29 protein-coding genes and 1 pseudogene are annotated in these 19,517 nt (G+C 37.2%); 25 read left to right on the top strand and 5 right to left on the bottom strand.

Going from position 1 to position 19,517, the window contains the following annotated elements:
- Nucleotides 1-130 precede the first annotated feature (130 nt).
- From pgl to FJR37_RS20440, 5 genes are all read left to right on the top strand, one after another.
- On the top strand, nt 131-847 hold the full coding sequence (gene pgl / locus FJR37_RS20420) for a 6-phosphogluconolactonase (protein ID WP_039203584.1): 717 nt from the start codon (nt 131-133) through the stop codon (nt 845-847).
- Nucleotides 848-1,009: 162 nt separating this feature from the next.
- Nucleotides 1,010-1,990 (top strand): FHA domain-containing protein, encoded by a 981-nt coding sequence (locus tag FJR37_RS20425; protein ID WP_168466983.1) that lies wholly within the window; start codon nt 1,010-1,012, stop codon nt 1,988-1,990.
- 234 nt (nt 1,991-2,224) lie between these two features.
- Nucleotides 2,225-3,121 carry an acetylglutamate kinase gene (gene argB, locus FJR37_RS20430; RefSeq protein ID WP_027400611.1) on the top strand — a complete coding sequence of 299 codons (897 nt, stop codon included), beginning with the start codon at nt 2,225-2,227 and terminating at the stop codon, nt 3,119-3,121.
- 249 nt (nt 3,122-3,370) lie between these two features.
- Nucleotides 3,371-3,892 (top strand): tetratricopeptide repeat protein, encoded by a 522-nt coding sequence (locus FJR37_RS20435; protein WP_168466984.1) that lies wholly within the window; start codon nt 3,371-3,373, stop codon nt 3,890-3,892.
- 60 nt (nt 3,893-3,952) lie between these two features.
- Nucleotides 3,953-4,729, top strand: a complete 777-nt coding sequence (locus tag FJR37_RS20440) for a DUF3153 domain-containing protein (protein WP_254434630.1) — start codon at nt 3,953-3,955, stop codon at nt 4,727-4,729.
- Between the two features lie 103 nt (nt 4,730-4,832).
- Here the strand turns inward: FJR37_RS20440 and FJR37_RS27120 are convergent, their stop codons facing one another.
- Nucleotides 4,833-5,444 carry a transposase gene (locus tag FJR37_RS27120; protein WP_168466986.1) on the bottom strand — a complete coding sequence of 204 codons (612 nt, stop codon included), beginning with the start codon at nt 5,442-5,444 and terminating at the stop codon, nt 4,833-4,835.
- A gap of 565 nt (nt 5,445-6,009) precedes the next feature.
- On the opposite strand from FJR37_RS27120, the gene acnB reads away from it, so the two are divergent.
- The 11 genes from acnB to FJR37_RS20500 all read left to right on the top strand — a co-directional run bounded on the left by acnB (nt 6,010) and on the right by FJR37_RS20500 (nt 12,721).
- Nucleotides 6,010-8,640, top strand: a complete 2,631-nt coding sequence (gene acnB / locus FJR37_RS20450) for a bifunctional aconitate hydratase 2/2-methylisocitrate dehydratase (protein ID WP_168466987.1) — start codon at nt 6,010-6,012, stop codon at nt 8,638-8,640.
- Nucleotides 8,641-8,661: 21 nt separating this feature from the next.
- Nucleotides 8,662-8,889: an element excision factor XisH family protein gene (locus tag FJR37_RS20455; RefSeq protein WP_039204463.1), complete on the top strand. Its 228-nt coding sequence runs from the start codon at nt 8,662-8,664 to the stop codon at nt 8,887-8,889.
- Entirely contained in the window at nt 8,859-9,200 is a 342-nt protein-coding gene (locus tag FJR37_RS20460; protein WP_039204464.1) for a XisI protein, read from the top strand. The genes FJR37_RS20455 and FJR37_RS20460 overlap by 31 nt, the downstream gene beginning before the upstream one ends.
- A 373-nt stretch (nt 9,201-9,573) precedes the next feature.
- Nucleotides 9,574-9,987, top strand: coding sequence for a hypothetical protein (locus FJR37_RS20465; protein WP_039204466.1), 414 nt, complete (start codon nt 9,574-9,576; stop codon nt 9,985-9,987).
- 4 nt (nt 9,988-9,991) lie between these two features.
- The gene (locus FJR37_RS20470) at nt 9,992-10,372 is read left to right on the top strand and encodes a hypothetical protein (protein WP_039204468.1); all 381 of its coding nucleotides are present in this window, start codon (nt 9,992-9,994) and stop codon (nt 10,370-10,372) included.
- Nucleotides 10,373-10,386: 14 nt separating this feature from the next.
- Nucleotides 10,387-10,842, top strand: coding sequence for a hypothetical protein (locus tag FJR37_RS20475; protein ID WP_039204469.1), 456 nt, complete (start codon nt 10,387-10,389; stop codon nt 10,840-10,842).
- Nucleotides 10,843-10,956: 114 nt separating this feature from the next.
- Nucleotides 10,957-11,109 (top strand): hypothetical protein, encoded by a 153-nt coding sequence (locus FJR37_RS20480; protein WP_254434631.1) that lies wholly within the window; start codon nt 10,957-10,959, stop codon nt 11,107-11,109.
- Nucleotides 11,109-11,357 (top strand): hypothetical protein, encoded by a 249-nt coding sequence (locus FJR37_RS20485; protein ID WP_168466989.1) that lies wholly within the window; start codon nt 11,109-11,111, stop codon nt 11,355-11,357. Before FJR37_RS20480 ends, FJR37_RS20485 begins: the two co-directional genes overlap by 1 nt.
- A gap of 224 nt (nt 11,358-11,581) precedes the next feature.
- Entirely contained in the window at nt 11,582-11,935 is a 354-nt protein-coding gene (locus FJR37_RS20490) for a XisI protein (RefSeq protein WP_168467003.1), read from the top strand.
- A gap of 195 nt (nt 11,936-12,130) precedes the next feature.
- On the top strand, nt 12,131-12,391 hold the full coding sequence (locus FJR37_RS20495) for a hypothetical protein (protein ID WP_168466990.1): 261 nt from the start codon (nt 12,131-12,133) through the stop codon (nt 12,389-12,391).
- 45 nt (nt 12,392-12,436) lie between these two features.
- Nucleotides 12,437-12,721: a type II toxin-antitoxin system HicB family antitoxin gene (locus FJR37_RS20500; protein ID WP_168466991.1), complete on the top strand. Its 285-nt coding sequence runs from the start codon at nt 12,437-12,439 to the stop codon at nt 12,719-12,721.
- On the opposite strand, the gene FJR37_RS20505 is transcribed toward FJR37_RS20500, so the two are convergent.
- The 3 genes from FJR37_RS20505 to FJR37_RS20515 all read right to left on the bottom strand — a co-directional run bounded on the left by FJR37_RS20505 (nt 12,687) and on the right by FJR37_RS20515 (nt 13,895).
- Nucleotides 12,687-13,100 carry a hypothetical protein gene (locus FJR37_RS20505; RefSeq protein ID WP_168466992.1) on the bottom strand — a complete coding sequence of 138 codons (414 nt, stop codon included), beginning with the start codon at nt 13,098-13,100 and terminating at the stop codon, nt 12,687-12,689. The genes FJR37_RS20500 and FJR37_RS20505 overlap by 35 nt on opposite strands.
- A gap of 5 nt (nt 13,101-13,105) precedes the next feature.
- On the bottom strand, nt 13,106-13,456 hold the full coding sequence (locus FJR37_RS20510) for a hypothetical protein (protein WP_168466993.1): 351 nt from the start codon (nt 13,454-13,456) through the stop codon (nt 13,106-13,108).
- 79 nt (nt 13,457-13,535) lie between these two features.
- Nucleotides 13,536-13,895, bottom strand: a complete 360-nt coding sequence (locus FJR37_RS20515) for a hypothetical protein (RefSeq protein WP_168466994.1) — start codon at nt 13,893-13,895, stop codon at nt 13,536-13,538.
- A 245-nt stretch (nt 13,896-14,140) separates the two neighbouring features.
- On the opposite strand from FJR37_RS20515, the gene FJR37_RS20520 reads away from it, so the two are divergent.
- The 8 genes from FJR37_RS20520 to FJR37_RS20555 all read left to right on the top strand — a co-directional run bounded on the left by FJR37_RS20520 (nt 14,141) and on the right by FJR37_RS20555 (nt 16,958).
- Nucleotides 14,141-14,542 carry an endonuclease domain-containing protein gene (locus FJR37_RS20520; RefSeq protein WP_168466995.1) on the top strand — a complete coding sequence of 134 codons (402 nt, stop codon included), beginning with the start codon at nt 14,141-14,143 and terminating at the stop codon, nt 14,540-14,542.
- A gap of 149 nt (nt 14,543-14,691) precedes the next feature.
- A complete protein-coding gene (locus FJR37_RS20525; protein WP_168466996.1) occupies nt 14,692-15,060 on the top strand; it encodes a type II toxin-antitoxin system prevent-host-death family antitoxin in 369 nt (122 codons plus the stop codon).
- Nucleotides 15,060-15,515, top strand: coding sequence for a DNA-binding protein (locus FJR37_RS20530; RefSeq protein ID WP_039202531.1), 456 nt, complete (start codon nt 15,060-15,062; stop codon nt 15,513-15,515). Before FJR37_RS20525 ends, FJR37_RS20530 begins: the two co-directional genes overlap by 1 nt.
- An 11-nt stretch (nt 15,516-15,526) precedes the next feature.
- Nucleotides 15,527-15,679, top strand: a complete 153-nt coding sequence (locus FJR37_RS20535) for a hypothetical protein (RefSeq protein WP_160289992.1) — start codon at nt 15,527-15,529, stop codon at nt 15,677-15,679.
- A gap of 45 nt (nt 15,680-15,724) precedes the next feature.
- On the top strand, nt 15,725-15,964 hold the full coding sequence (locus FJR37_RS20540) for a hypothetical protein (protein ID WP_168466997.1): 240 nt from the start codon (nt 15,725-15,727) through the stop codon (nt 15,962-15,964).
- 2 nt (nt 15,965-15,966) lie between these two features.
- A complete protein-coding gene (locus FJR37_RS20545) occupies nt 15,967-16,221 on the top strand; it encodes a hypothetical protein (RefSeq protein ID WP_168466982.1) in 255 nt (84 codons plus the stop codon).
- A 97-nt stretch (nt 16,222-16,318) separates the two neighbouring features.
- Complete coding sequence (locus FJR37_RS20550) at nt 16,319-16,474, top strand: hypothetical protein (RefSeq protein ID WP_174763457.1); 156 nt, start codon at nt 16,319-16,321, stop codon at nt 16,472-16,474.
- A 190-nt stretch (nt 16,475-16,664) separates the two neighbouring features.
- Nucleotides 16,665-16,958, top strand: a complete 294-nt coding sequence (locus tag FJR37_RS20555; protein WP_039202529.1) for a hypothetical protein — start codon at nt 16,665-16,667, stop codon at nt 16,956-16,958.
- Between the two features lie 49 nt (nt 16,959-17,007).
- Here FJR37_RS20555 and acs read toward each other — a convergent pair whose 3' ends face one another.
- Nucleotides 17,008-18,978 (bottom strand): acetate--CoA ligase, encoded by a 1,971-nt coding sequence (gene acs, locus FJR37_RS20560; protein WP_168466998.1) that lies wholly within the window; start codon nt 18,976-18,978, stop codon nt 17,008-17,010.
- 135 nt (nt 18,979-19,113) lie between these two features.
- Here acs and FJR37_RS20565 point away from each other — a divergent pair.
- Nucleotides 19,114-19,251: pseudogene (locus tag FJR37_RS20565) on the top strand (copper chaperone); the annotation flags it as partial.
- Nucleotides 19,252-19,517 lie beyond the last annotated feature (266 nt).

The following is a 19,517-nucleotide window of genomic DNA, read 5'->3' on the forward strand; positions in this document are numbered from 1 at the left end:
GGGTTGACAGATTACTAGGCATTAGCTTGGGCTTAACCTGATGATATTAAAAGTTTCTAGGGTTAAACCGGAAAATTGTCAGAAGTTCGCTATGGTATTGCCAAGAAACAAGCTATGTAATGATAATGCCATGAACAAAACTGTTGAAGTCCATTCTAGTGTATCGGCACTCGTTCAACGGGCGCTAGAATTGATACTGTCGAAAGCGGAAACTGCTATTAGCGAACGGGGGCAATTTACAATTGCTTTGTCAGGGGGTAGTACACCAAAACCTTTGTATGAGGCGATAGCTAATCAAAAGTTGCCCTGGGATAAAATTCATGTATTCTGGGGAGATGAGCGTTATGTACCAGCAGATCATCCTGATAGTAATGAACTGATGGCGAGACGTGCGTGGTTAGATCAGGTGGCACTTCCCAAGGCGAATATTCATGCTATCCCTACTTTATCTGCTAACCCAGAGGTAGATGCAGCTAAGTATAACCAGCATCTGCAAACATTTTTTAATTCGGCATCGGGAGAGTTCCCAGCATTGGATGTAGTTTTACTGGGAATGGGTGATGATGCCCATACTGCATCTTTGTTTCCCTACACGGAAGCTCTCAAGGTGAGCGATCGCCTAGTTACTGTTGGTAATAAAGATGATAATCTCCGCATCACTTTTACTTACCCATTTATTAACGCGGCTCGCAGTGTGATTTTTATGGCTGCTGGTGCTAATAAAAGACCGGCTTTAGCCCAAGTTTTTGCACCAGTAGCGGATGATTTCGCCTATCCATCACGGTTAATTCGTCCCCAAGGAGAACTCTACTGGTTGCTAGACGCAGCGGCTGGTTTGGAACTCTAGCATTGACTATGATTTTTGAGATTTGGTTGATTGAGATGATGAAGAATCATCACCAATGATCAACCTGTTCTCACTGTAAGTAATTTTTAGCATCACTAGCTAAAGTTACTTATGTGCTTGTCAGTAATATTTTTACAACGACCTTCACTAAGGCTTAAATCCATGATCGTCTGCCCTAATTGCAATCATCCTAACCCAGACGGCGCTGTTCAATGTGAAGCTTGCTATACGCCGTTACCAGCTACAGCTAGTTGTCCTAATTGTGGAGCAACTGTACAGTCAGATGCGGCTTTCTGTGGTCAGTGCGGTTACAATCTCCATTTTGGCGCTACTCTTGCAGTCGCCTCAACTGGTGCTGTTAATCCTGTGCCAGCACCAGTGGTCGCTCCTGACTTAATGATGCAACTGCTACAGCCTGATGTGTTGGAAGTTGCGCCCCGAGCTAATCCGACCGTATCTGCACCTGTAGCACCTGAACCAGAAGTTTATATTCCGCCTGTACTAACTCCTACACCTGCACCTATGGCTGTAGTTCAGGAACAAGCTGTTTATGTTCCTTCTGTACCTGCACCTGTAGCACCTGAACCAGAAGTTTATATTCCGCCTGTATTGACTCCTCCACCTGCACCTGTAGCACCTGAACCGGAAGTTTATATTCCGCCTGTATTGACTCCTGAACCTGTGGCTATGGATACAGTACCAGGATCTGAGCCTTATATTCCCCCTGCTTATGTACCCCAGATAGATCCTATATCTATTCCTGAAGTTTCTCCAGTCGCACCATCAGGAAAGGTGGCAAATACTCAATTACAACAGATAGTAGCGCGATTATTCCATGTTCAAGCTAATCAGGAAATAGAATTACCACAAAATCTCTCGGTTGTGCATATTGGTAAGCCTAATGATCGTGTTCCTCCAGATATAGATGTTTCGGGATTCCCAAATTCGGAGATTGTTTCGCGGATTCATGCAGATATTCGGATTGAGGGAGATGCTTGTTATATAGAGGATGCAAGTAGTTCTAATGGTACTTACATTAATAACTTACCTCTGTTACCTGGTAACAGACATCGCCTCCGTCCAGGCGATCGCATTAGCTTGGGTAAGGGAGATTTAGTTACTTTCTTGTTTCAACTTTCTTAGGAATAGGGAACAGGTGACAGGTTACAGGTGACAGGTTACAGGTTACAGGTGACAGTGAAGAGGTAAGAGGAAAGAGAAAAATATTCTCCCCTACCCCCCTGCCCCCTACCCCCCTGCCCCCTGCCCCCTGCCCCCTGCCCCCTGCTCCCCTGCCACTGCTATGATCACAACAGGTTATTAACTCTTGTTGCTAGTTATCCCATAAACTATATAACTAGCAACTTGGGTAATAACATGATTAATGATACTGAATATATCAGGCAAGCTGAAGCTAATCGCGTAGAAATTCTCAGCGAAGCACTACCTTACATTCAACAATTTGCTGGTCGTACCGTTGTGGTTAAATACGGTGGCGCAGCGATGAAGGATAGCTCTCTTAAGGATAAAGTGATCCGTGATGTGGTGTTTTTATCTTGCGTCGGCTTGCGACCTATTTTAGTGCATGGTGGTGGACCAGAAATTAATAGTTGGTTAGGTAAATTAGGAATTGAAGCACAGTTTAAAAATGGTTTGCGCGTAACTGATGCACCAACAATGGATGTGGTGGAAATGGTGTTGGTTGGGCGGGTGAATAAGGAAATTGTGGCTTTGATTAACCAAGCTGGGGGAATGGCTGTAGGACTTTGCGGTAAGGATGGTAACTTAATTACGGCTCGTCCTCAAGGTGATGAAGGGATTGGCTTTGTGGGGGAAGTGAGTAATGTCAATATCAAAATTTTAGAAACACTTGCGAGTAATGGCTATATTCCGGTGGTTTCCAGCGTGGCTGCGGATGAAACTGGACAGGCTTATAATATTAATGCGGATACGGTAGCGGGGGAAATAGCCGCTGCTTTGGGGGCGGAAAAGCTAATTTTGCTGACTGATACGAGAGGAATTTTAAGAGATTATAAAGACCCTTCTACCTTAATTCCCAAGGTGGATATTCGGGAGGCGCGACAATTAATTGCTGATGGTGTAGTCAGTGGGGGGATGATTCCGAAAGTGAATTGTTGTGTGCGATCGCTTGCCCAAGGAGTCAAAGCTTCACATATAATTGATGGACGCATTCCTCATGCCTTATTGTTAGAAGTATTTACAGATGTGGGGATTGGAACCATGATTCTGGGTTCTCATCAGTCGAGACAATAATCGGAATGGGGGACATTACCGGATGCTCTTGTAAAACCCATACCCCGGCAGCCAGGGAATCAATTCCCTGTCTAATAGCTTAAGTCATCTGAAGATGACTAAATTTAGCTCAAAAATTTTAAAATCGTTTAGTAAACTAAAGTTTACTTTGGCTATTAGCCCGGAACTTAAGTTCCGGGCGGGTGTGGAAGCCAACAGATAAGCCATTCAAGCTATTGAATAAAAACCAACAACTGATACTAATGATCAATGACTACAGAAAATTTAGAACTCGCTAAATCGTGTTTCCAAATTGGGACAACTGCTTTTGAAAATGGTCAATATCGAGAATCTGTGGAAAGTTTAGAAAAAGCCAGCACTCTATTAGGAAAAAATACCCGGTTTGCTGGTGAAGTAGAAATTTGGTTGGTGAATGCGTATGAAGCCGCGGGACGTTCCGAAGAAGCGATAAATCTTTGTCAACAACTCAGCCGTCATCCCCATTATGAAATTCGTCAACAAGCAAAACGGCTAGTTTATATTTTAAAAGCACCCAAACTGAACAGACCAAAAGAGTGGATGACAGAAATTCCTGATTTTGGTATAGTTTCTGATAACAAATCCAAAATAATTGTCACTTCCCAACCGCAAAAATCTACATCTAAACCAAAACCTGTAGAACGAGAATACATTGATTTGAGTACGGTCAATACTAAAGACAATAATTTCGTTTGGGTAGGTTTAATTTCTGTAGGTTTGACAATTTTCTATTTAGTTTGGTTAAGTTTTTAGCAAATAAGGAGAAATTTAGTTATGAATGTATTAACTTTTACTAGGATTAGATCACATTCAATGAAATCTGTATTTTTTTCTATTAGCAAAATTAGAAAAATTACTAAAATCAAACCAATTGTCTTAATGGTGATACTTTCTTCATTACTATTATCTGGTTGTGTTAAGTATGATTTAGGGGTGAACTTTAACAGCACAAATAATGGTGAATTAATACAGCATATTCAGTTATCAGAAAAAATTACTATTTTTAGTGGTGATTATCTCTCTGAATGGTTAAAAACTTTAGAAAATCGAGCGCGAACATTAGCTGGTTCGATAGAGAGAGTTTCAGCATCAGAAATTATTGTTAAAATTCCCTTTACCAGTGCGAAGGAATTACAAGAAAAATTTACTGGCTTTTTCAATACTCGCACCTCTGAGGATAGTGATGGTTCGGAACTGGCAAATATTACCTCTACTTTAGTTGCAGAAGATAGGAATTTTTTCCTATTTTCTAGAAATCATTTAGTTTATGATTTAGATTTGCGTTCTTTGGCTATGTTGACGACTAAAGATGATAGTTCTCTTGTCAATTTGGACTTTAGCTTACAGACACCTTGGGGAATCAAGAATATTGAAAATGATGAAAATGCTATCCAACCAGAAAAGCATGGTAATCAACTAATATGGAAGCTTAAAGCAGGGGATATAAATCATGTAGAGGTAGTATTTTGGTTGCCGAATTTTCTGGGAATTGGGACTTTGTTAATTATTGGTTTTGTGTGGTTGGGATTATATCTGAGATATACGTTATTACCAAGTCCGAGTGTTCAGTTAACGGTGAAAGAGTTGTAAGATATTAGAATCAGGATGTAATTACTTCCTGAAAATGGAAAATGTTGGGTTTTATCAACCCAACCTACAGAATTTAGTAGAATCAAAAGAGCGATCGCACTAATTACCATTTAGAAGGATTATTAGGGTGTAATTGATCATTTTCCCAAGATAAAGGATTATTTTGGAGATATTCTCTAATTCTTGTTAAAGATTCATCATTTCTAATAATATGATCATAATAATTGCGTTGCCAAACGGGATTTTGAGGGGTATTACGAATCATATTAATTTTCTTGGTTGTTGCTGATTTAAAACCTGCTATTAATGATGATAAAGATTTTGGTTTCATTGATATTTTTGGCGGTGATGATTGAATTTCCTGTCGTAAGGGCGAACGGCCGTTCGCCCCTACATTATTATCACTCGCCTCTACGTTATTTTTAATAAAATCTCTGTTTATTTCTTGATTAATAATAACAATTCCATGAAAATGATTAGGCATAATTACAAATTCATCCAACTCAATTTCTTTCCTGATTTCTGCTGATTTTAACCATTCTTCTTTTATTAATTCACCAAAATTATTTAATGTTATTTGACTATTTATAATATTTCCGAATAAACATTCACGTTCATAACAACAAATTGTAATGAAATAAAGACCAGACTGAGAATAATCATAGCCTTGAAGACGAATTGATTGGCGTTTATGTATATCAGGATTATATTTCATAAGATTCAATTTTAGATATATTGTTTATATATTAATTTATATTGTAGGGGTGAACGGCTTGTAGGGGTGAACGGCCGTTCACCCCTACCAATTACTTACATCTCTCGCTAAGCTAATCGCAGCTTGCACAGAAAAATCTTCAGGAGCATCAATTGATATTTGCCGTAATTGAGACATTAAACTAGTAGTCTGTCAAGCTTGAAATTGTGAGTTATTAAATTTTATAACCGTTTGTTAGCAATACTTTCAAACTTCATTAACACACAAAATTAATATTGACAGACCACTAGGCTTTTTAACTGGCTTTTCTGCACTTTTCTGCACTACTTAATTGTTCAATTAATCCGTAAACTTGATTAAGTTCTTCTTGTGTTAAATTTTCTAATTTTTCTTGAATTATTTGTTTTGTAACCATAGTAAATTACCTAGAATAAAGATTCTATTCAAAATTATAATCTATAAATTGTTTGTTTCTGACAAATTCGTTTACCAGTAACTCCTGTAACAATTCCCTTACAATAAAATAATAATGAAAGCAAGACATTACAGGATCACAATCTAAACCATGCTACAAGAATATCGTCAACAGGTTGCAGAACGCGCTCAACTGGGTATTCCTCCCTTACCGCTAGATGCAGTACAAACATCAGCATTGTGTGAATTACTGAAAAATCCCCCTACAGGTGAAGAAGAATTATTGTTAAATTTATTACGCGATCGCATTCCCCCTGGAGTAGATCAAGCTGCTTATGTAAAAGCTGGATTTCTGACTGCGATCGCTAAAAAAGAAATTACCAGTCCTTTGGTTTCACCAGTTGACGCAGTAGAATTACTGGGAACAATGATTGGTGGTTACAATGTCCAATCCTTAATTGATTTACTCCAAGTTTCCAGTACCTCTGTATCAACAGCTTCAGAAACACCCTTGGTAATGGGAGGAGAAGGAAGAGAACAAATCGCCGCTTATGCAGCCAACGCCCTCAGCAAAATTATGTTGGTGTATGATGCTTTTCATGATGTTTTGGAATTGTCAAAAACCAACCCCTACGCCAAACAGGTGGTAAACTCATGGGCAGAAGCAGAATGGTTTACTTCCCGTCCGACATTACCAGAATTTATCACCGTTACGGTTTTTAAAGTTCCCGGAGAAACTAACACCGACGACTTATCACCGGCAACTCACGCTACAACCAGACCAGATATTCCATTACACGCATTGGCGATGTTGGAAACTCGTCAACCGGGAAGTTTAGAAACCATTGCAGAGTTAAAGAAAAAAGGACATCCTGTAGCTTACGTTGGTGATGTCGTGGGTACAGGTTCTTCTCGCAAGTCTGCAATCAATTCTGTATTATGGCATTTGGGTAATGATATTCCCTTTGTACCAAACAAACGGGCTGGGGGTTATATTTTAGGAAGTGCGATCGCGCCTATCTTTTTTAACACAGCCGAAGATGCCGGTGCATTACCCATTCAATGCGATGTCAGCAAAATGGAAACCGGTGACGTAATTACCATTTATCCCTACAAAGGAACTGTTCTCAATGCCGCAGGAGAAGTAATTTCTACCTTCAGCCTCAAACCTGACACCATTCTAGACGAAGTTCGCGCCGGTGGACGCATTCCCCTACTAATTGGACGGACTCTCACCGACAAAACCCGTCAAGCATTAGGTTTAAAACCCAGCGATTTATTTATCCGCCCCCAATCCCCCACCGACACCGGCAAAGGCTTCACATTGGCTCAGAAAATGGTCGGTAAAGCCGCCGGTTTGCCTGGAGTACGTCCGGGGACATCTTGCGAACCAATCATGACTACAGTGGGTTCTCAGGACACTACAGGACCAATGACCAGAGACGAATTGAAAGAACTGGCTTGTTTAGGCTTCAGTGCAGACTTGGTAATGCAGAGTTTCTGTCACACAGCCGCATATCCCAAACCTGTGGATATTAAAACCCATCAGGAATTACCAGACTTCATTTCCTCCCGTGGTGGTGTAGCTTTGCGTCCTGGTGATGGTATCATTCACTCCTGGTTAAACCGGATGTTATTACCCGACACAGTGGGAACAGGTGGAGATTCCCATACTCGCTTCCCCTTGGGTATATCTTTCCCTGCTGGTTCTGGGTTAGTTGCGTTTGCTGGTGCTTTGGGTGTAATGCCTTTAGATATGCCAGAATCAGTATTAGTCCGGTTTACAGGAGAATTGCAACCAGGAATAACGCTGAGGGATGTTGTGAATGCAATTCCTTATGTGGCTATGCAAAAAGGTTTGTTAACTGTCGAGAAGCAGAACAAGAAAAATGTTTTCTCTGGCAAGATTTTGGAAATTGAAGGTTTACCAAATTTGAAAGTTGAACAAGCTTTTGAATTAACCGACGCTTCCGCAGAACGTTCTTGTGCTGGTTGCACAATTAAGTTAAGTGAAGAGACAATAGCGGAATATTTGTGTTCCAATATTGCTCTGTTAAAGAATATGGTGGCACGGGGTTATAGTGATGCCAGAACTATCATGCGTCGCGTGGCAAAAATGGAGGAATGGTTAGCCAATCCCGTATTATTATCAGCAGATGCGGATGCCGAATATGCAGAAATAATTGAAATTGATTTAAGCCAAATCACAGAACCAATTGTTGCTGCTCCTAATGACCCTGATAATGTTAAGTTATTATCGGCAGTTGCTAATGATCCTGTACAAGAAGTTTTTGTCGGTTCTTGTATGACAAATATCGGACATTATCGAGCAACTGCGAAGGTTTTGGAAGGTGCTGGTGAGGTGAAAGCGCGGTTATGGATTGCACCGCCTACAAGAATGGATGAACATCAATTAAAAGTAGAAGGTGTGTATGATGTTTTTGTAGGTGCGAATGCGAGAACTGAGATTCCAGGATGCAGTTTATGTATGGGAAATCAGGCGCGAGTTGATGATAATACAACGGTGTTTTCTACCTCGACTCGTAATTTCAATAATCGCATGGGTAAAGGCGCTCAAGTGTATTTAGGTTCGGCGGAATTAGCAGCGGTTTGTGCGTTGTTGGGACGTATTCCTAATGTGCAGGAATATATGGATATTGTGTCGGAAAGAATTCACCCTTTTGCTGATGATTTGTATCGCTATTTGAACTTTGATCAAATTGTTGGTTTTCAAGATGAGGGTAGGGTGATTAGTAAGGAGGAACAGGCGGCTTTGGTATAATTTAGGTTAGGGTGAGTCTGGATGGACTCACCTGAATTAGGGCAATATATTGTATATCGTGATATTTTAGATTTATCTGAAAAACATTATGCCATTTATTTAGCTGTTAAAGACACTGTATTTGAGAGCTTTTTTCAAAGAAAATCAGTTAAAGCTATTGTTAAACGTCATCAGGTAGAGTTTATTGTTTTTAATAACGAACAGGAGGAAATTGTATCATGGATAAGCTCACAAGATATGGAGAAATAATCAAAAAAATCTTAACAGAATATCATCAAATTGTTGAAAAAGCTCCTGATTTTCACCCGGAAAATTGTCTAATTTTTGATGACAATAATCATCATTATTTTTGGCGTAGTATTGATTGGGTTAACCAAAAAAGAGTTAATAATACTCATGTTTACGTTCGCATTAAAAATGAGAAGATTTATATTGAGGAAGATTGGACTGAGGAAGGAATTGCAACTGAGTTATTAAGGGAAGGTGTACCCAAAGAAGATATTGTTTTGGCTTTTCATGATCCTGAAACTCGTAAGTTTACGGAGTTTGCTGTGGCTTGATTAATTTATAAACAGAATAAAATTAATCCTGTTGCTGATGATTTGTATCGTTATTTGAACTTTGATCAAATTGCCGGGTTTGAGAATGAAGGCCGGGTGATTAGCAAGGAGGAGCAGGCTTTGTTGGTATAATGTAGGTGAGGGTGAGTCTTGATGGCTCACCTGAATGTTATAATTTATATTTTATGGGGAAGATTCATCTTAAGAGAGCAATATTATCTTTAGCAGAAGTGTTGCTGGTAAGAATCCCAAAATGTGATTTCTCAGGTGCTTCAGGTGTTGTTGACAGTCCCTCCAGTATAATGATATCTTAGTTGTTGACTGGTAACTTGTTGCACTTACCAGTAATTATTTTCTAGTATTTTTTGTAATTATGAAACAATACCCAGTCGGTAGAGCTAAACAGGCTTTTTTGCAAGCACTTAGAAAGATTAATAATGAAAATATGTTGAGTGAGCAAGAAATAGGAAAAATTATAGATAAAACTATAAAGTTGCTATTTGAAGATTTAATGAAGCACTTCCACATGAAACCTAACCAAGACTATGTTCCTGTATCTCAACTTCCTGATAATGCTAAAGTAACAGATTTTGTGTTTGTTTCTGAAAATGCTCAAGAAATACTAGAAGGTTTATTTGAAGGTAAAATAGAGATTGTGCAAGCACATCTAAGAAGAGATAAACATGGTAATTATATTAGTGTGCCAGCTTATTTGAGATCAAAATCTTTAGATTTATCCGAAATAAATACTCAAAATAAATTTAAAAAGCTTATAGAGATAGAATAGGTTTATGAATAATCACTCTAATTGGGAGGGGAAAATTATTTGGGAGTGTGCAACAACACCAAGTACAACCAAAGAAGATGGCTATATTTCTCAAAAAACGGTAATGAGAAAAATAAGAAAATTTGAGCAAAAGTGTGATAACTTTGGTTATCCTTCTCACTTTATTCTTGTATTTCCAATAAATAGCATAGATTATCAAGTTAAACAAATACTAGACAATTTTAAGTGTCAATATAAAGGAGCAGTTGAAATTAAATACTATGACTGCCATCAAACTCAAAATTTTATATCGCAAATTTCTAAATTGAACAATTTAACCCAAATTGATGATTTAGTCCTATATATTCAAAATATCCGTTCAACTTTTTTAGGTAGAGAATTATAAATTAGGATCGATAAATGTCACAATTTCTATGTTTTTATAAGGTGAATATTTTATCAGAGGAAGTCAAGAACTTTCCTAGAGAAAATATTTATGAATCAGTAAAATTATTATTCAGAGGTAGTGATACCACTACTCAAAATATCGAAGATATGATTCAAGAACATTTTACAGAAATTAAACTAAGTATTTTGGATATTACCTATGAAAATATTCAAGGCATAAATCAAAATTTTGAAGAACAGCAAAAATTTATCTTTGACAAGACAAAATCTTCTTTCTTTTTTGTAACTGAGTCAGATTGGGAAATTATTCAAATAATTATTGATAAAAACATAGGAAGTTATTTTAATAAAGATCGCGAATATTCATGGCAAGAAAGATTAGCAAATATTACAAAAATCTGTATTGATTGTGATAATCTTAAACAAGTTTTCAATAATAAACAGTTATTTGCTTTGATAGTTTCTTAATTAAAAATCAATGAAAATCACTTTTGTTAGCATACAATCTACATCCTAGAATAATGTAAGCTTTATCAGTTATATTTTATGGGGAAGAGTCATTTTAAAAAAGCAATATCATCTTTGGAATCTCGTATTGCTGAACACAAAGAAAAAATTAGGCTAGAATTAGAGAAAGACTTCCCAGATCCAGGTTTGATTAATCACTGGGAAAAGGAAATCAAAGCTTTTGAACAAGGAATAAAACAAGCGTTAAAAAGATTGGGTAAAAACTAATGACACTCGCAAAACAAAAAATTAGCAGTGAAAACTCAACGCTTAATCAGTTATTAATGGAATTACAGGAAGAATGCCAAAATGTGATTTCTTTGGTTCATCAATTACAACTTTCTGAATTAAGCGATCGCCAAAAGGGTAAAATTCTCTCAGAATTGCTGGTAGCTTCTATTCATTTGCATTCCCATTGTGATGAAGATTGGCAAAATTTGATTTCTGACGAGTTGGAAACTTTAGCAGATGATTAGTGGAGAAAATATTATGAATGGAAAGAGGTTAAAACATGATAGAATTGCATCCTGAGTTTTTAATAAAAAATGGTCAAAAGCAATTTGCTATATTACCTTATGAGGAATTTTTGAAGATTACGGAATTGTTAGCATATTTGGAAAATTCACAAAATGCTAATGACAAAGATAGCCTTTCAGTATCTTTAACAGAAGTATCATTAACAGAAATAAAAAATATTTTAATAGTTGACAAATTAACCCATTATCAAAATATAATCAAACAAATCCTCACTGAATATGAAAGAATTTCAGCACAAGTACCTGATCCTGATATAGATGAGGTGTTAATGTTTGATGATCAAAGAAGTCAATATCTTTGGTTTAATATTGGTTGGAAAAATAATAAACGAGTGAAATCAATTTCTGTTTATGTTCGCATTAAAAACGGGAAAATTTACATTGAGGAAGATTGGACTGAGGAGGGAATTGCAACTGAGTTATTAAGGGAAGGTGTACCCAAAGAGGCCAAAGAGGATATTGTTTTGGCTTTTCATGATCCAGAAACTCGTAAGTTAACTGATTTTGCTGTCGCTTGAGTAATTTATAAACAGAATAAAATTAATCCTGTTGCTGATGATTTGTATCGTTATTTGAACTTTGATCAAATTGCTGGTTTTGAGAATGAAGGGAGGGTGATTTCTCAAGAGGAACAGGCTTTGTTGGTATAATGTAAGGTAGGGTGAGTCTTGATGGCTCACCTGAACGTCAATTATTAATAGGTGAACAAAATCATGTTAAAAACATTTAACGCTATTTTGAAAAACAATTCTATTGAATGGATTGATAAAGCTCCCGAAATGAAATTAGATGGTTCATTTCAAGTGCAGGTTACTTTTTTAGAACAAACGTCAACCACCGCAACTAAATCTAATGGACAAAAAATGGCGGAAGCATTAAGAAAAATCTCAAAAAAGAATATTTTTGCGGAAATTGATCCACAAAAATGGCAACAAGAAATTCGTCAAGATCGCTCTCTTCCAAATCGTGATTAAATGATGTTACTTGATAGCAATATTATTATCTATAGGTAAACAAAAATGAACTTCTACACAGTTGTCCTCAGACAAAGTTCCAGTTATTGGGTGGGTTTGTGTTTAGAAAATGGTATTGTTGGACAAGGAGATACTCAAGAAGATGCAGTTAGTAAATTAAAGGCAGCAATAGAATCTTTTGAAGATGTTTATGAATCAGAAGATAACATTTATAAATCTCCTATTTCTATAGATGAATTACATGAATTTTTGTTAGTTGAGGAAAATGATAAATTTTTTTATAACTTACCCAAAGCTAAGAAGCATCAAAAATCAACATTCTTTTGTTAAAATATCCTTTAATTGTTATATAATCCTCTGCTAGATTGAAAAAATCTTCTTTCATTTCTATTTGTTTAGACTTTCTAAAAATAGCTTCTTCTATCACTTTCCATATTTCTTCATTAACAAAGTAAAACCTGGATCTAGGGTGTAACTGAATTTCTGATCCAGTCTTCAAAAATTCTTGTATTTTTTCATCATAAACATTTAAAGTTAGACATTTGAGTTCTATTTCTTCAGTAAATTTACCGTTCAGTGTTTCTTCATCAATATTTTCTTCTTTTCCTAAAATCTTCTTTAACTCATGCAGAATATCGCCATACTTACTATCTTTAGTAAATTCTTCAGAAAAATACTTAAGTCTGGCAAAATGAATAGATTGAGACATAAATTTTAATTCCTAGCTTGTTTAAGATATTGAACTAATTCAGGTAAGCTGTTTACTTTTTGCAAGGCTTTTACAAGGCGATCAACTGAATCACAATCATAATATTGTATGTCTATATTAGGAAATTCTGTTTTAAGTTGTTCTAAAATACTTTTATTGTTGTCATCTAAACGATTAACAGGGAAGATATAACGAAAGCCGCTTGGTTGTCTTTTTTTCAATAGCTTTTTTACGTCATTTATCCATTTTTTAAGACTACCTTGATTAATAGGCGCATCCAGATGATCAGGGGAAGATTTACACTCATAGATAAAATTCCCAGCTTCAAAATATTTTGGTTTCTCTTCAAAAAACATTGATTTGACCTGTTGAATTATTTCAATATAGTTTGTTTACACTTTCTAAAATAGCAGACAAAAAATTAATTAAATTTAGTTAAGCTGACTTTCTAATATCACGAAAATGAGCCTTAACGGTAAATTGATTACCTAATTTACTAACTTTACTATATTCTGAAATAGCTACTATTTTACCAGTTAATAATCCTTGAATTAAATCATCTGCTTTCTGTGATAAAGCTACAAAATCTGTACTTTGCTCGTTATCCTTTAAATTATCAACATAATCAACACCAGGCTTCATATTGAACTGTTTCATCAAATCTTGTAAAATTACCTTAAAAGATTTGTCAATTTGCTGTCCTTTATCAAAGGGGTTTAGACTTTTCCAATCTGGTAAATACTCTAATGCTTGGCTTAAAGCATTTTTAATAGAACCAAATCCAAAGTTTGACATTGAATACTCCCTGATAGATTTGTTTGTATTAGATATAATCGAGTATCTCATACGGGTAATTTATCTGTCAATTATTAAAATGTTAAGTAATTTTAAGTATAATCGCATTTCCCCAACATCCCAAAGCGACCTAACCCCCCAACCCCCTTCCCTACGAGGGAAGGGGGAGCAAGATTTACTCCCCTCTCCTTGTAGGAGAGGGGCTGGGGGAGAGGTCAAACACAATATAACAACAGACCCCACAAATGAACAACCAATCACCGAAAAAAGACGGACTTCGTAACATAGTCATTGGACAAAAAATACAACCCGTAAAACTCGAACGCGCCAAAGAAATGCGTCGCCAAATGACACCAGCAGAAAAAATACTGTGGGAACATCTTCGAGCCAACCGCTTGCATGGGCTACATTTTCGCCGTCAACAAATTATAGATGGTTTTATAGTAGATTTTTATTGTCATGCTGCTAGTTTAGTCATAGAAATAGATGGAAAAATTCATGATCAACAAATAGAATATGATGTAGAAAGAGATAAAATTTTATCAGCTAGAGGCTTGCGTTTATTGAGATTTAAAAATGAAGAAATAACAGAGAAAATTGATCAAGTTTTGATGCGAATTTATCAAACTTGTTGTGAAAAGACCTAACCCCCCAGCCCCCTTCCCTACGAGGGAAGGGGGAGCAAGATTTACTCCCCTCTCCTTGCAGGAGAGGGGTTGGGGGAGAGGTCAAGATCGCTTTTTTAATTTTATGCTAACATTAAATTAAATCTAAATTTAGTGCAGAGTCACCAACCATGATTAATCTCAGTCAAGATATTCAATCCCTCTCAACCTTCAAACGCAACACCAACGAACTCATTAACCAGATGAAAGAAACCGGAAATCCTCTGATTTTAACAGTTAACGGTAAAGCAGAATTAGTAGTACAAGATGCCGCATCTTATCAAAAAATCCTCGATCATATCAAACAATTAGAAACAATAATTGAGACTAAAAAACAATTAGAACCGACAAAAAGCAATAACCAAAAAGCACTGGAATTATTAAAAATTTGGGAACAAGAAGGAGATGAACAAGAACAAACAGAAACTTTAGAGTATTTATCTCAATCTTTAGCACAAGATCATTTTTCTAATCGTTCCCTATTTTCACCATTATCATAATGCCAAGATTAATTATCCTTGATTCAGGAGTTTTAGGAATTATTACCAACCCTAAATCAACATCTACAGAAGCTCAAAAATGTAAACTATGGTATGCTAACTTTTTAGAAAAAGGTGAAAATATTGCTTTACCTGAAATAGCTAACTATGAAGTAAGAAGAGAATTAATTAGAGCCAACAAAACCAATGGGTTAAAAAGATTAGAACAGTTACAATCAGTATTAATTTATCTTCCGATTACAACTCAGGTAATACTTTTAGCCGCACAATTTTGGGCAGAAGTGAGACAAACAGGAAAAGCAACTGCTGATCCTAAATCTCTTGATGGTGATGTAATTTTAGCAGCACAAGCGAAAATTGCAGAACTAAATAAAAATCAAGTTATTATTGCTACTACAAATGTAAAACATTTATCTTTATTTGTAGATGCTCGTGAATGGAATGATATTGAATAAACAGTTTTTGCTTGCCGAATGTATCGCTCTTTGATGTAGGTACGATGAGAGAGCGATCGCTTTTTGATTGTGGTTTTGTGAGTGCGATCGCTTATTTTAAGATAATGGAAGTGCAATCACTGTTTGATGTGGGTAGTATGAAGTGCGATCGCCTTACCATTTGATATAATTATAAAAATAGACTTAATCCATTAAACAGTATCAAATAAATGAATCACCAAACTAGCTTTCAAGAAATCGCATCTCAAGTACAATTATTCCAGAGTATAGAAAAAAAAGAAACATTTATATTTGTACTCGGTGCTTTAACATCCAGGTTAATTAGTTTACATAAAGCAGCCGAAATCATGGAAATGGATACAGAAATATTTTTGAAAGTTTTAGAATTAATGGGAATAGATTTTTCATATCTTACCGTTGAAGATATCGCTATAGAAAAAAATTGGTAAGCATGATGAAAATAGTATTTAACTCTTCCCCTTTAATTTTCCTATCTCGGTTAAATTTCCTAGATTTATTCCTGACAAACGAGGCTCAATTTTTATTACCAGAAAGTGTTAAAGAAGAAATCAGTGCTAAACAGGATCAATCATCTGGACATATTAATACACTAATCGCTGAGAATAAATTATTAGTCCAAAGAGTACAATTAGTTTCTTTAGCTAATAGCTGGGAGATACTCAAGAAGATGCAGTTAATAAATTAAAGGAAGCAATAGAATCTTTTGAAGATGTTTATGAATCAGAAGATAATAAGCTGTTACGCAGCTAAATTTGATAACCATAATTTACTTGAACTTTGTAGTGCGGGCATCTTGCCCGCTAGAATTATACAAACTAAATGCACAACAGCTTATTTATAAATTTCCTATTTCTATAGATGAATTATATGAATTTTTGTTAGTTGAAGAAAAAGAAAAACAATCAGAAATCTATGAATTGAGGAAGGTTTATGCCTAAAAATATAGTTACAAGAATTAAAATTAATCACTTTACAGGTTTGATTTTCACACTTTCACAGGTCTGATTTTCACACTTTCACAGGCTGGAAGCCTGTGCCACTTAAACCTCATGCTACTGAAGAACTGTACCTTTATGACCCCGATGGGTTTATGATTAAAATTCGTTGTGATCCTAATTAACTCCAAAAATGGAAAAAGTTTTAAAAGTCATTGCAGACGTAATTACTAACCCCCCAATTCCCCATGAACCCCATAAACAATCCTTAAAAAATTGGGCGATGTATTGCTTACGGGATAGAGGTTTTATAGTTGTTTTTGCCCAAAATGCTGACTTTGCAGTGCAGTTTAAAAACGGTGACAAATTCTATTTTAAAGTTACCAATCAAGCTGATGATTTAGCTAATGATATCAACTGGATAGTTTGGGATGGTGTGAATAAAACCACCAGTTTGATTCCTCAATTATCCAGTTATCATCAATAACTGTAGGGTGGGCAAAATTGCCCACCCCATACAGATTTTACACAGTTACTTAATTTTCTTCCCGTAACTTATCCAAAACACCGCGATCCTCCAAAGTTGAAGTATCGCCCGACACCTCCTGACCCGCTACCAGATTCCGCAACAACCGCCGCATAATCTTCCCAGACCGGGTCTTTGGTAAAGCATCAGTAAACCTGATTTCACCAGGACGAGCGATCGCCCCAATCTCATTAACAACGTGCTTCTTCAGTTCCTTACTCAACTCCTCACTGGCTTGATAAGTTCCCTCCAAAGTTACAAAAGCCACAACTTCCTCACCCTTCAATTCATCCGGTTTACCCACCACAGCAGCCTCAGCTACCGCCGGATGAGACACCAGCGCAGATTCTACTTCCATCGTCCCTAAGCGGTGTCCAGAGACATTCAGGACATCATCCACGCGCCCCATTACCCAGAAATAGCCGTCCTCATCCTTTCTGGCACCATCGCCGGCAAAATACGTATAATTACCATCTTGGGGCGGAATATGTTCCCAGTAAGTCCGGCGGAAGCGATCAGGATCACCGTACACAGTCCGCATCATTCCCGGCCAAGGATGACGAATGGCTAAATAACCACCTTCGTTATCAGGGACAGTATTTCCTTCTAAATCTACCACATCCGCAATAATACCGGGGAAGGGGAGAGTAGCTGAACCTGGTTTAGTCGCAATTGCCCCAGGTAGAGGTGTAATCATAATCCCACCTGTCTCCGTTTGCCACCAAGTGTCCACAATGGGACAGCGTTCACCACCAATGATTTTGTGATACCACATCCAAGCTTCGGGGTTAATGGGTTCACCCACACTTCCCAATAATCGTAGGGAAGAAAGATTTCGTTTGTTAGGATGGTGTTCACCCATTTTGATAAAGGCGCGAATTGCGGTTGGTGCGGTATAAAAAATATTAACGCCGTATTTCTCAATTACATCCCAGAAACATCCAGGATTAGAAGCACGGGGCGCACCTTCATACATGAGAGTAGTTGCACCGTTGGAAAGAAGTCCATAAACAATATAGCTGTGTCCAGTAATCCAACCGACATCGGCAGTACACCAATATACATCTGTATCTTGGAGATCAAAAATCCATTTGGTGGTGATATGGCTGTATAAGTTATAACCACCTGTGGTATGGACTACCCCCTTCGGTTTGCCCGTACTACCGGAAGTGTAGAGAACAAACAGCATATCTTCACTGTCCATTGGTTCTGCGGGACAATCAGCGGAAACGCCTTTTTGTAAATCGTGCCACCAATGGTCACGCCCTGCTGCCATCTGTGTTGTTTGATTTGTGCGTTTGACAACTAGCACATCTGTAATGCTGGGGACTGCATTATTTTCTAAAGCTTTGTCTACCTGTTCTTTAAGAGGGACAATCGCATCCTTGCGCCAACCACCATCGGCTGTGATCACTAACTTAGCTTCGGCATCATTTAAGCGATCGCGCAAAGCTTCAGCACTAAAACCACCAAAAATAACGCTATGAGGTGCGCCAATTCTCGCACAGGCTAACATGGCAATGGCAGCTTCGGGAATCATTGGCATATAAATACCAATGCGATCGCCTTTTTTTGCCCCCAACTGCTTCAACACATTCGCAAACTGGCATACTTCCCGATGCAATTGAGCATAAGTCAGCGTCCGTGAATCTCCCGGTTCACCTTCCCAAATCAACGCCGCCTTATTTTTCCGCCAAGTAGTGAGATGTCTGTCAAGACAGTTGTAAGAAATATTAATCTTACCGTTGACAAACCACTTAGCAAAAGGTGGTTGCCAATCTAGGACGGTATCCCATTTTTGAAACCAATCTAACTCAGTTTCTGCTAATTCTGCCCAAAATTGCTGAGGATCAGCCTTAGCTTGATCATAAAGACGCTGATAATCTGCTAAACTTTTGATTTGGGCGTTTTCTGAAAAATCACTGGTAGGCGGAAATAGCCGCTTTTCCTGTAAAATGGATTCTATAGTTGGTTGAGACATAGTGATGGATGTAAACGATATTGTCACTGAAAACTATTTTTAACGAAGTTGTGCCAAAAAACTTGAGATTTTCATAAAATTGCCTCAAGTGTAAAGATTATTTACTGATATGCTAATCTAGTCCTACTCTAATAAACCAAGGCAGTTATAGCCATTGACGCTAATGCTATTGTGGAAGCTGATACTAAAACCAAGTTTGTCAATGTAGAAACTCAAGCTTCGGAATCTGTTATTAGAGAAGCTTTAATTGCTGCTGGTTATCCACCTTCTTAGCAAGATATTCTCAAATTAATAAACATTTCCTAACCACCGTTTAGAGGATGTTTTAAAAGTGGTATCCCGTATTTTCATCACATTTTTACCCCCCCCCTTTTCCCTTGCAAAGCAATACTTGTCGGTTAAGGAAATGTAGGTTGGGTTAAGCGATAGCGAAACCCAACATTATCAAGGATTTTGTTGGGTTATGGCTATGGCTCCTACGTCGCCACGCAAGCTATCGCCACACTTCGTGAACGTTCCATTGCTCCGCGTTCACGCAG

The organism is Aphanizomenon sp. UHCC 0183, from assembly GCF_009712065.1.
Taxonomy (GTDB): domain Bacteria; phylum Cyanobacteriota; class Cyanobacteriia; order Cyanobacteriales; family Nostocaceae; genus Dolichospermum; species Dolichospermum heterosporum.

What these genes read in the sequence shown, in the direction of transcription:
- FJR37_RS20440 (WP_254434630.1), top strand. Translation starts at nt 3,953, where the DNA reads ATGAAATCTGTATTTTTTTCTATTAGCAAAATTAGAAAAATTACTAAA.
- FJR37_RS20500 (WP_168466991.1), top strand. Translation starts at nt 12,437, where the DNA reads ATGAACTTCTACACAGTTGTCCTCAGACAAAGTTCCAGTTATTGGGTG.
- FJR37_RS20540 (WP_168466997.1), top strand. Translation starts at nt 15,725, where the DNA reads ATGAATCACCAAACTAGCTTTCAAGAAATCGCATCTCAAGTACAATTA.
- FJR37_RS20485 (WP_168466989.1), top strand. Translation starts at nt 11,109, where the DNA reads ATGACACTCGCAAAACAAAAAATTAGCAGTGAAAACTCAACGCTTAAT.
- FJR37_RS20510 (WP_168466993.1), bottom strand. Translation starts at nt 13,456, where the DNA reads ATGTTTTTTGAAGAGAAACCAAAATATTTTGAAGCTGGGAATTTTATC.
- FJR37_RS20470 (WP_039204468.1), top strand. Translation starts at nt 9,992, where the DNA reads ATGAATAATCACTCTAATTGGGAGGGGAAAATTATTTGGGAGTGTGCA.
- FJR37_RS27120 (WP_168466986.1), bottom strand. Translation starts at nt 5,444, where the DNA reads ATGAAATATAATCCTGATATACATAAACGCCAATCAATTCGTCTTCAA.
- FJR37_RS20465 (WP_039204466.1), top strand. Translation starts at nt 9,574, where the DNA reads ATGAAACAATACCCAGTCGGTAGAGCTAAACAGGCTTTTTTGCAAGCA.
- FJR37_RS20495 (WP_168466990.1), top strand. Translation starts at nt 12,131, where the DNA reads ATGTTAAAAACATTTAACGCTATTTTGAAAAACAATTCTATTGAATGG.
- FJR37_RS20525 (WP_168466996.1), top strand. Translation starts at nt 14,692, where the DNA reads ATGATTAATCTCAGTCAAGATATTCAATCCCTCTCAACCTTCAAACGC.
- FJR37_RS20545 (WP_168466982.1), top strand. Translation starts at nt 15,967, where the DNA reads ATGATGAAAATAGTATTTAACTCTTCCCCTTTAATTTTCCTATCTCGG.
- FJR37_RS20455 (WP_039204463.1), top strand. Translation starts at nt 8,662, where the DNA reads ATGGACTCACCTGAATTAGGGCAATATATTGTATATCGTGATATTTTA.
- acs (WP_168466998.1), bottom strand. Translation starts at nt 18,978, where the DNA reads ATGTCTCAACCAACTATAGAATCCATTTTACAGGAAAAGCGGCTATTT.
- FJR37_RS20425 (WP_168466983.1), top strand. Translation starts at nt 1,010, where the DNA reads ATGATCGTCTGCCCTAATTGCAATCATCCTAACCCAGACGGCGCTGTT.
- FJR37_RS20555 (WP_039202529.1), top strand. Translation starts at nt 16,665, where the DNA reads ATGGAAAAAGTTTTAAAAGTCATTGCAGACGTAATTACTAACCCCCCA.
- argB (WP_027400611.1), top strand. Translation starts at nt 2,225, where the DNA reads ATGATTAATGATACTGAATATATCAGGCAAGCTGAAGCTAATCGCGTA.
- pgl (WP_039203584.1), top strand. Translation starts at nt 131, where the DNA reads ATGAACAAAACTGTTGAAGTCCATTCTAGTGTATCGGCACTCGTTCAA.
- acnB (WP_168466987.1), top strand. Translation starts at nt 6,010, where the DNA reads ATGCTACAAGAATATCGTCAACAGGTTGCAGAACGCGCTCAACTGGGT.
- FJR37_RS20520 (WP_168466995.1), top strand. Translation starts at nt 14,141, where the DNA reads ATGAACAACCAATCACCGAAAAAAGACGGACTTCGTAACATAGTCATT.
- FJR37_RS20475 (WP_039204469.1), top strand. Translation starts at nt 10,387, where the DNA reads ATGTCACAATTTCTATGTTTTTATAAGGTGAATATTTTATCAGAGGAA.
- FJR37_RS20505 (WP_168466992.1), bottom strand. Translation starts at nt 13,100, where the DNA reads ATGTCTCAATCTATTCATTTTGCCAGACTTAAGTATTTTTCTGAAGAA.
- FJR37_RS20515 (WP_168466994.1), bottom strand. Translation starts at nt 13,895, where the DNA reads ATGTCAAACTTTGGATTTGGTTCTATTAAAAATGCTTTAAGCCAAGCA.
- FJR37_RS20435 (WP_168466984.1), top strand. Translation starts at nt 3,371, where the DNA reads ATGACTACAGAAAATTTAGAACTCGCTAAATCGTGTTTCCAAATTGGG.
- FJR37_RS20460 (WP_039204464.1), top strand. Translation starts at nt 8,859, where the DNA reads ATGGATAAGCTCACAAGATATGGAGAAATAATCAAAAAAATCTTAACA.
- FJR37_RS20530 (WP_039202531.1), top strand. Translation starts at nt 15,060, where the DNA reads ATGCCAAGATTAATTATCCTTGATTCAGGAGTTTTAGGAATTATTACC.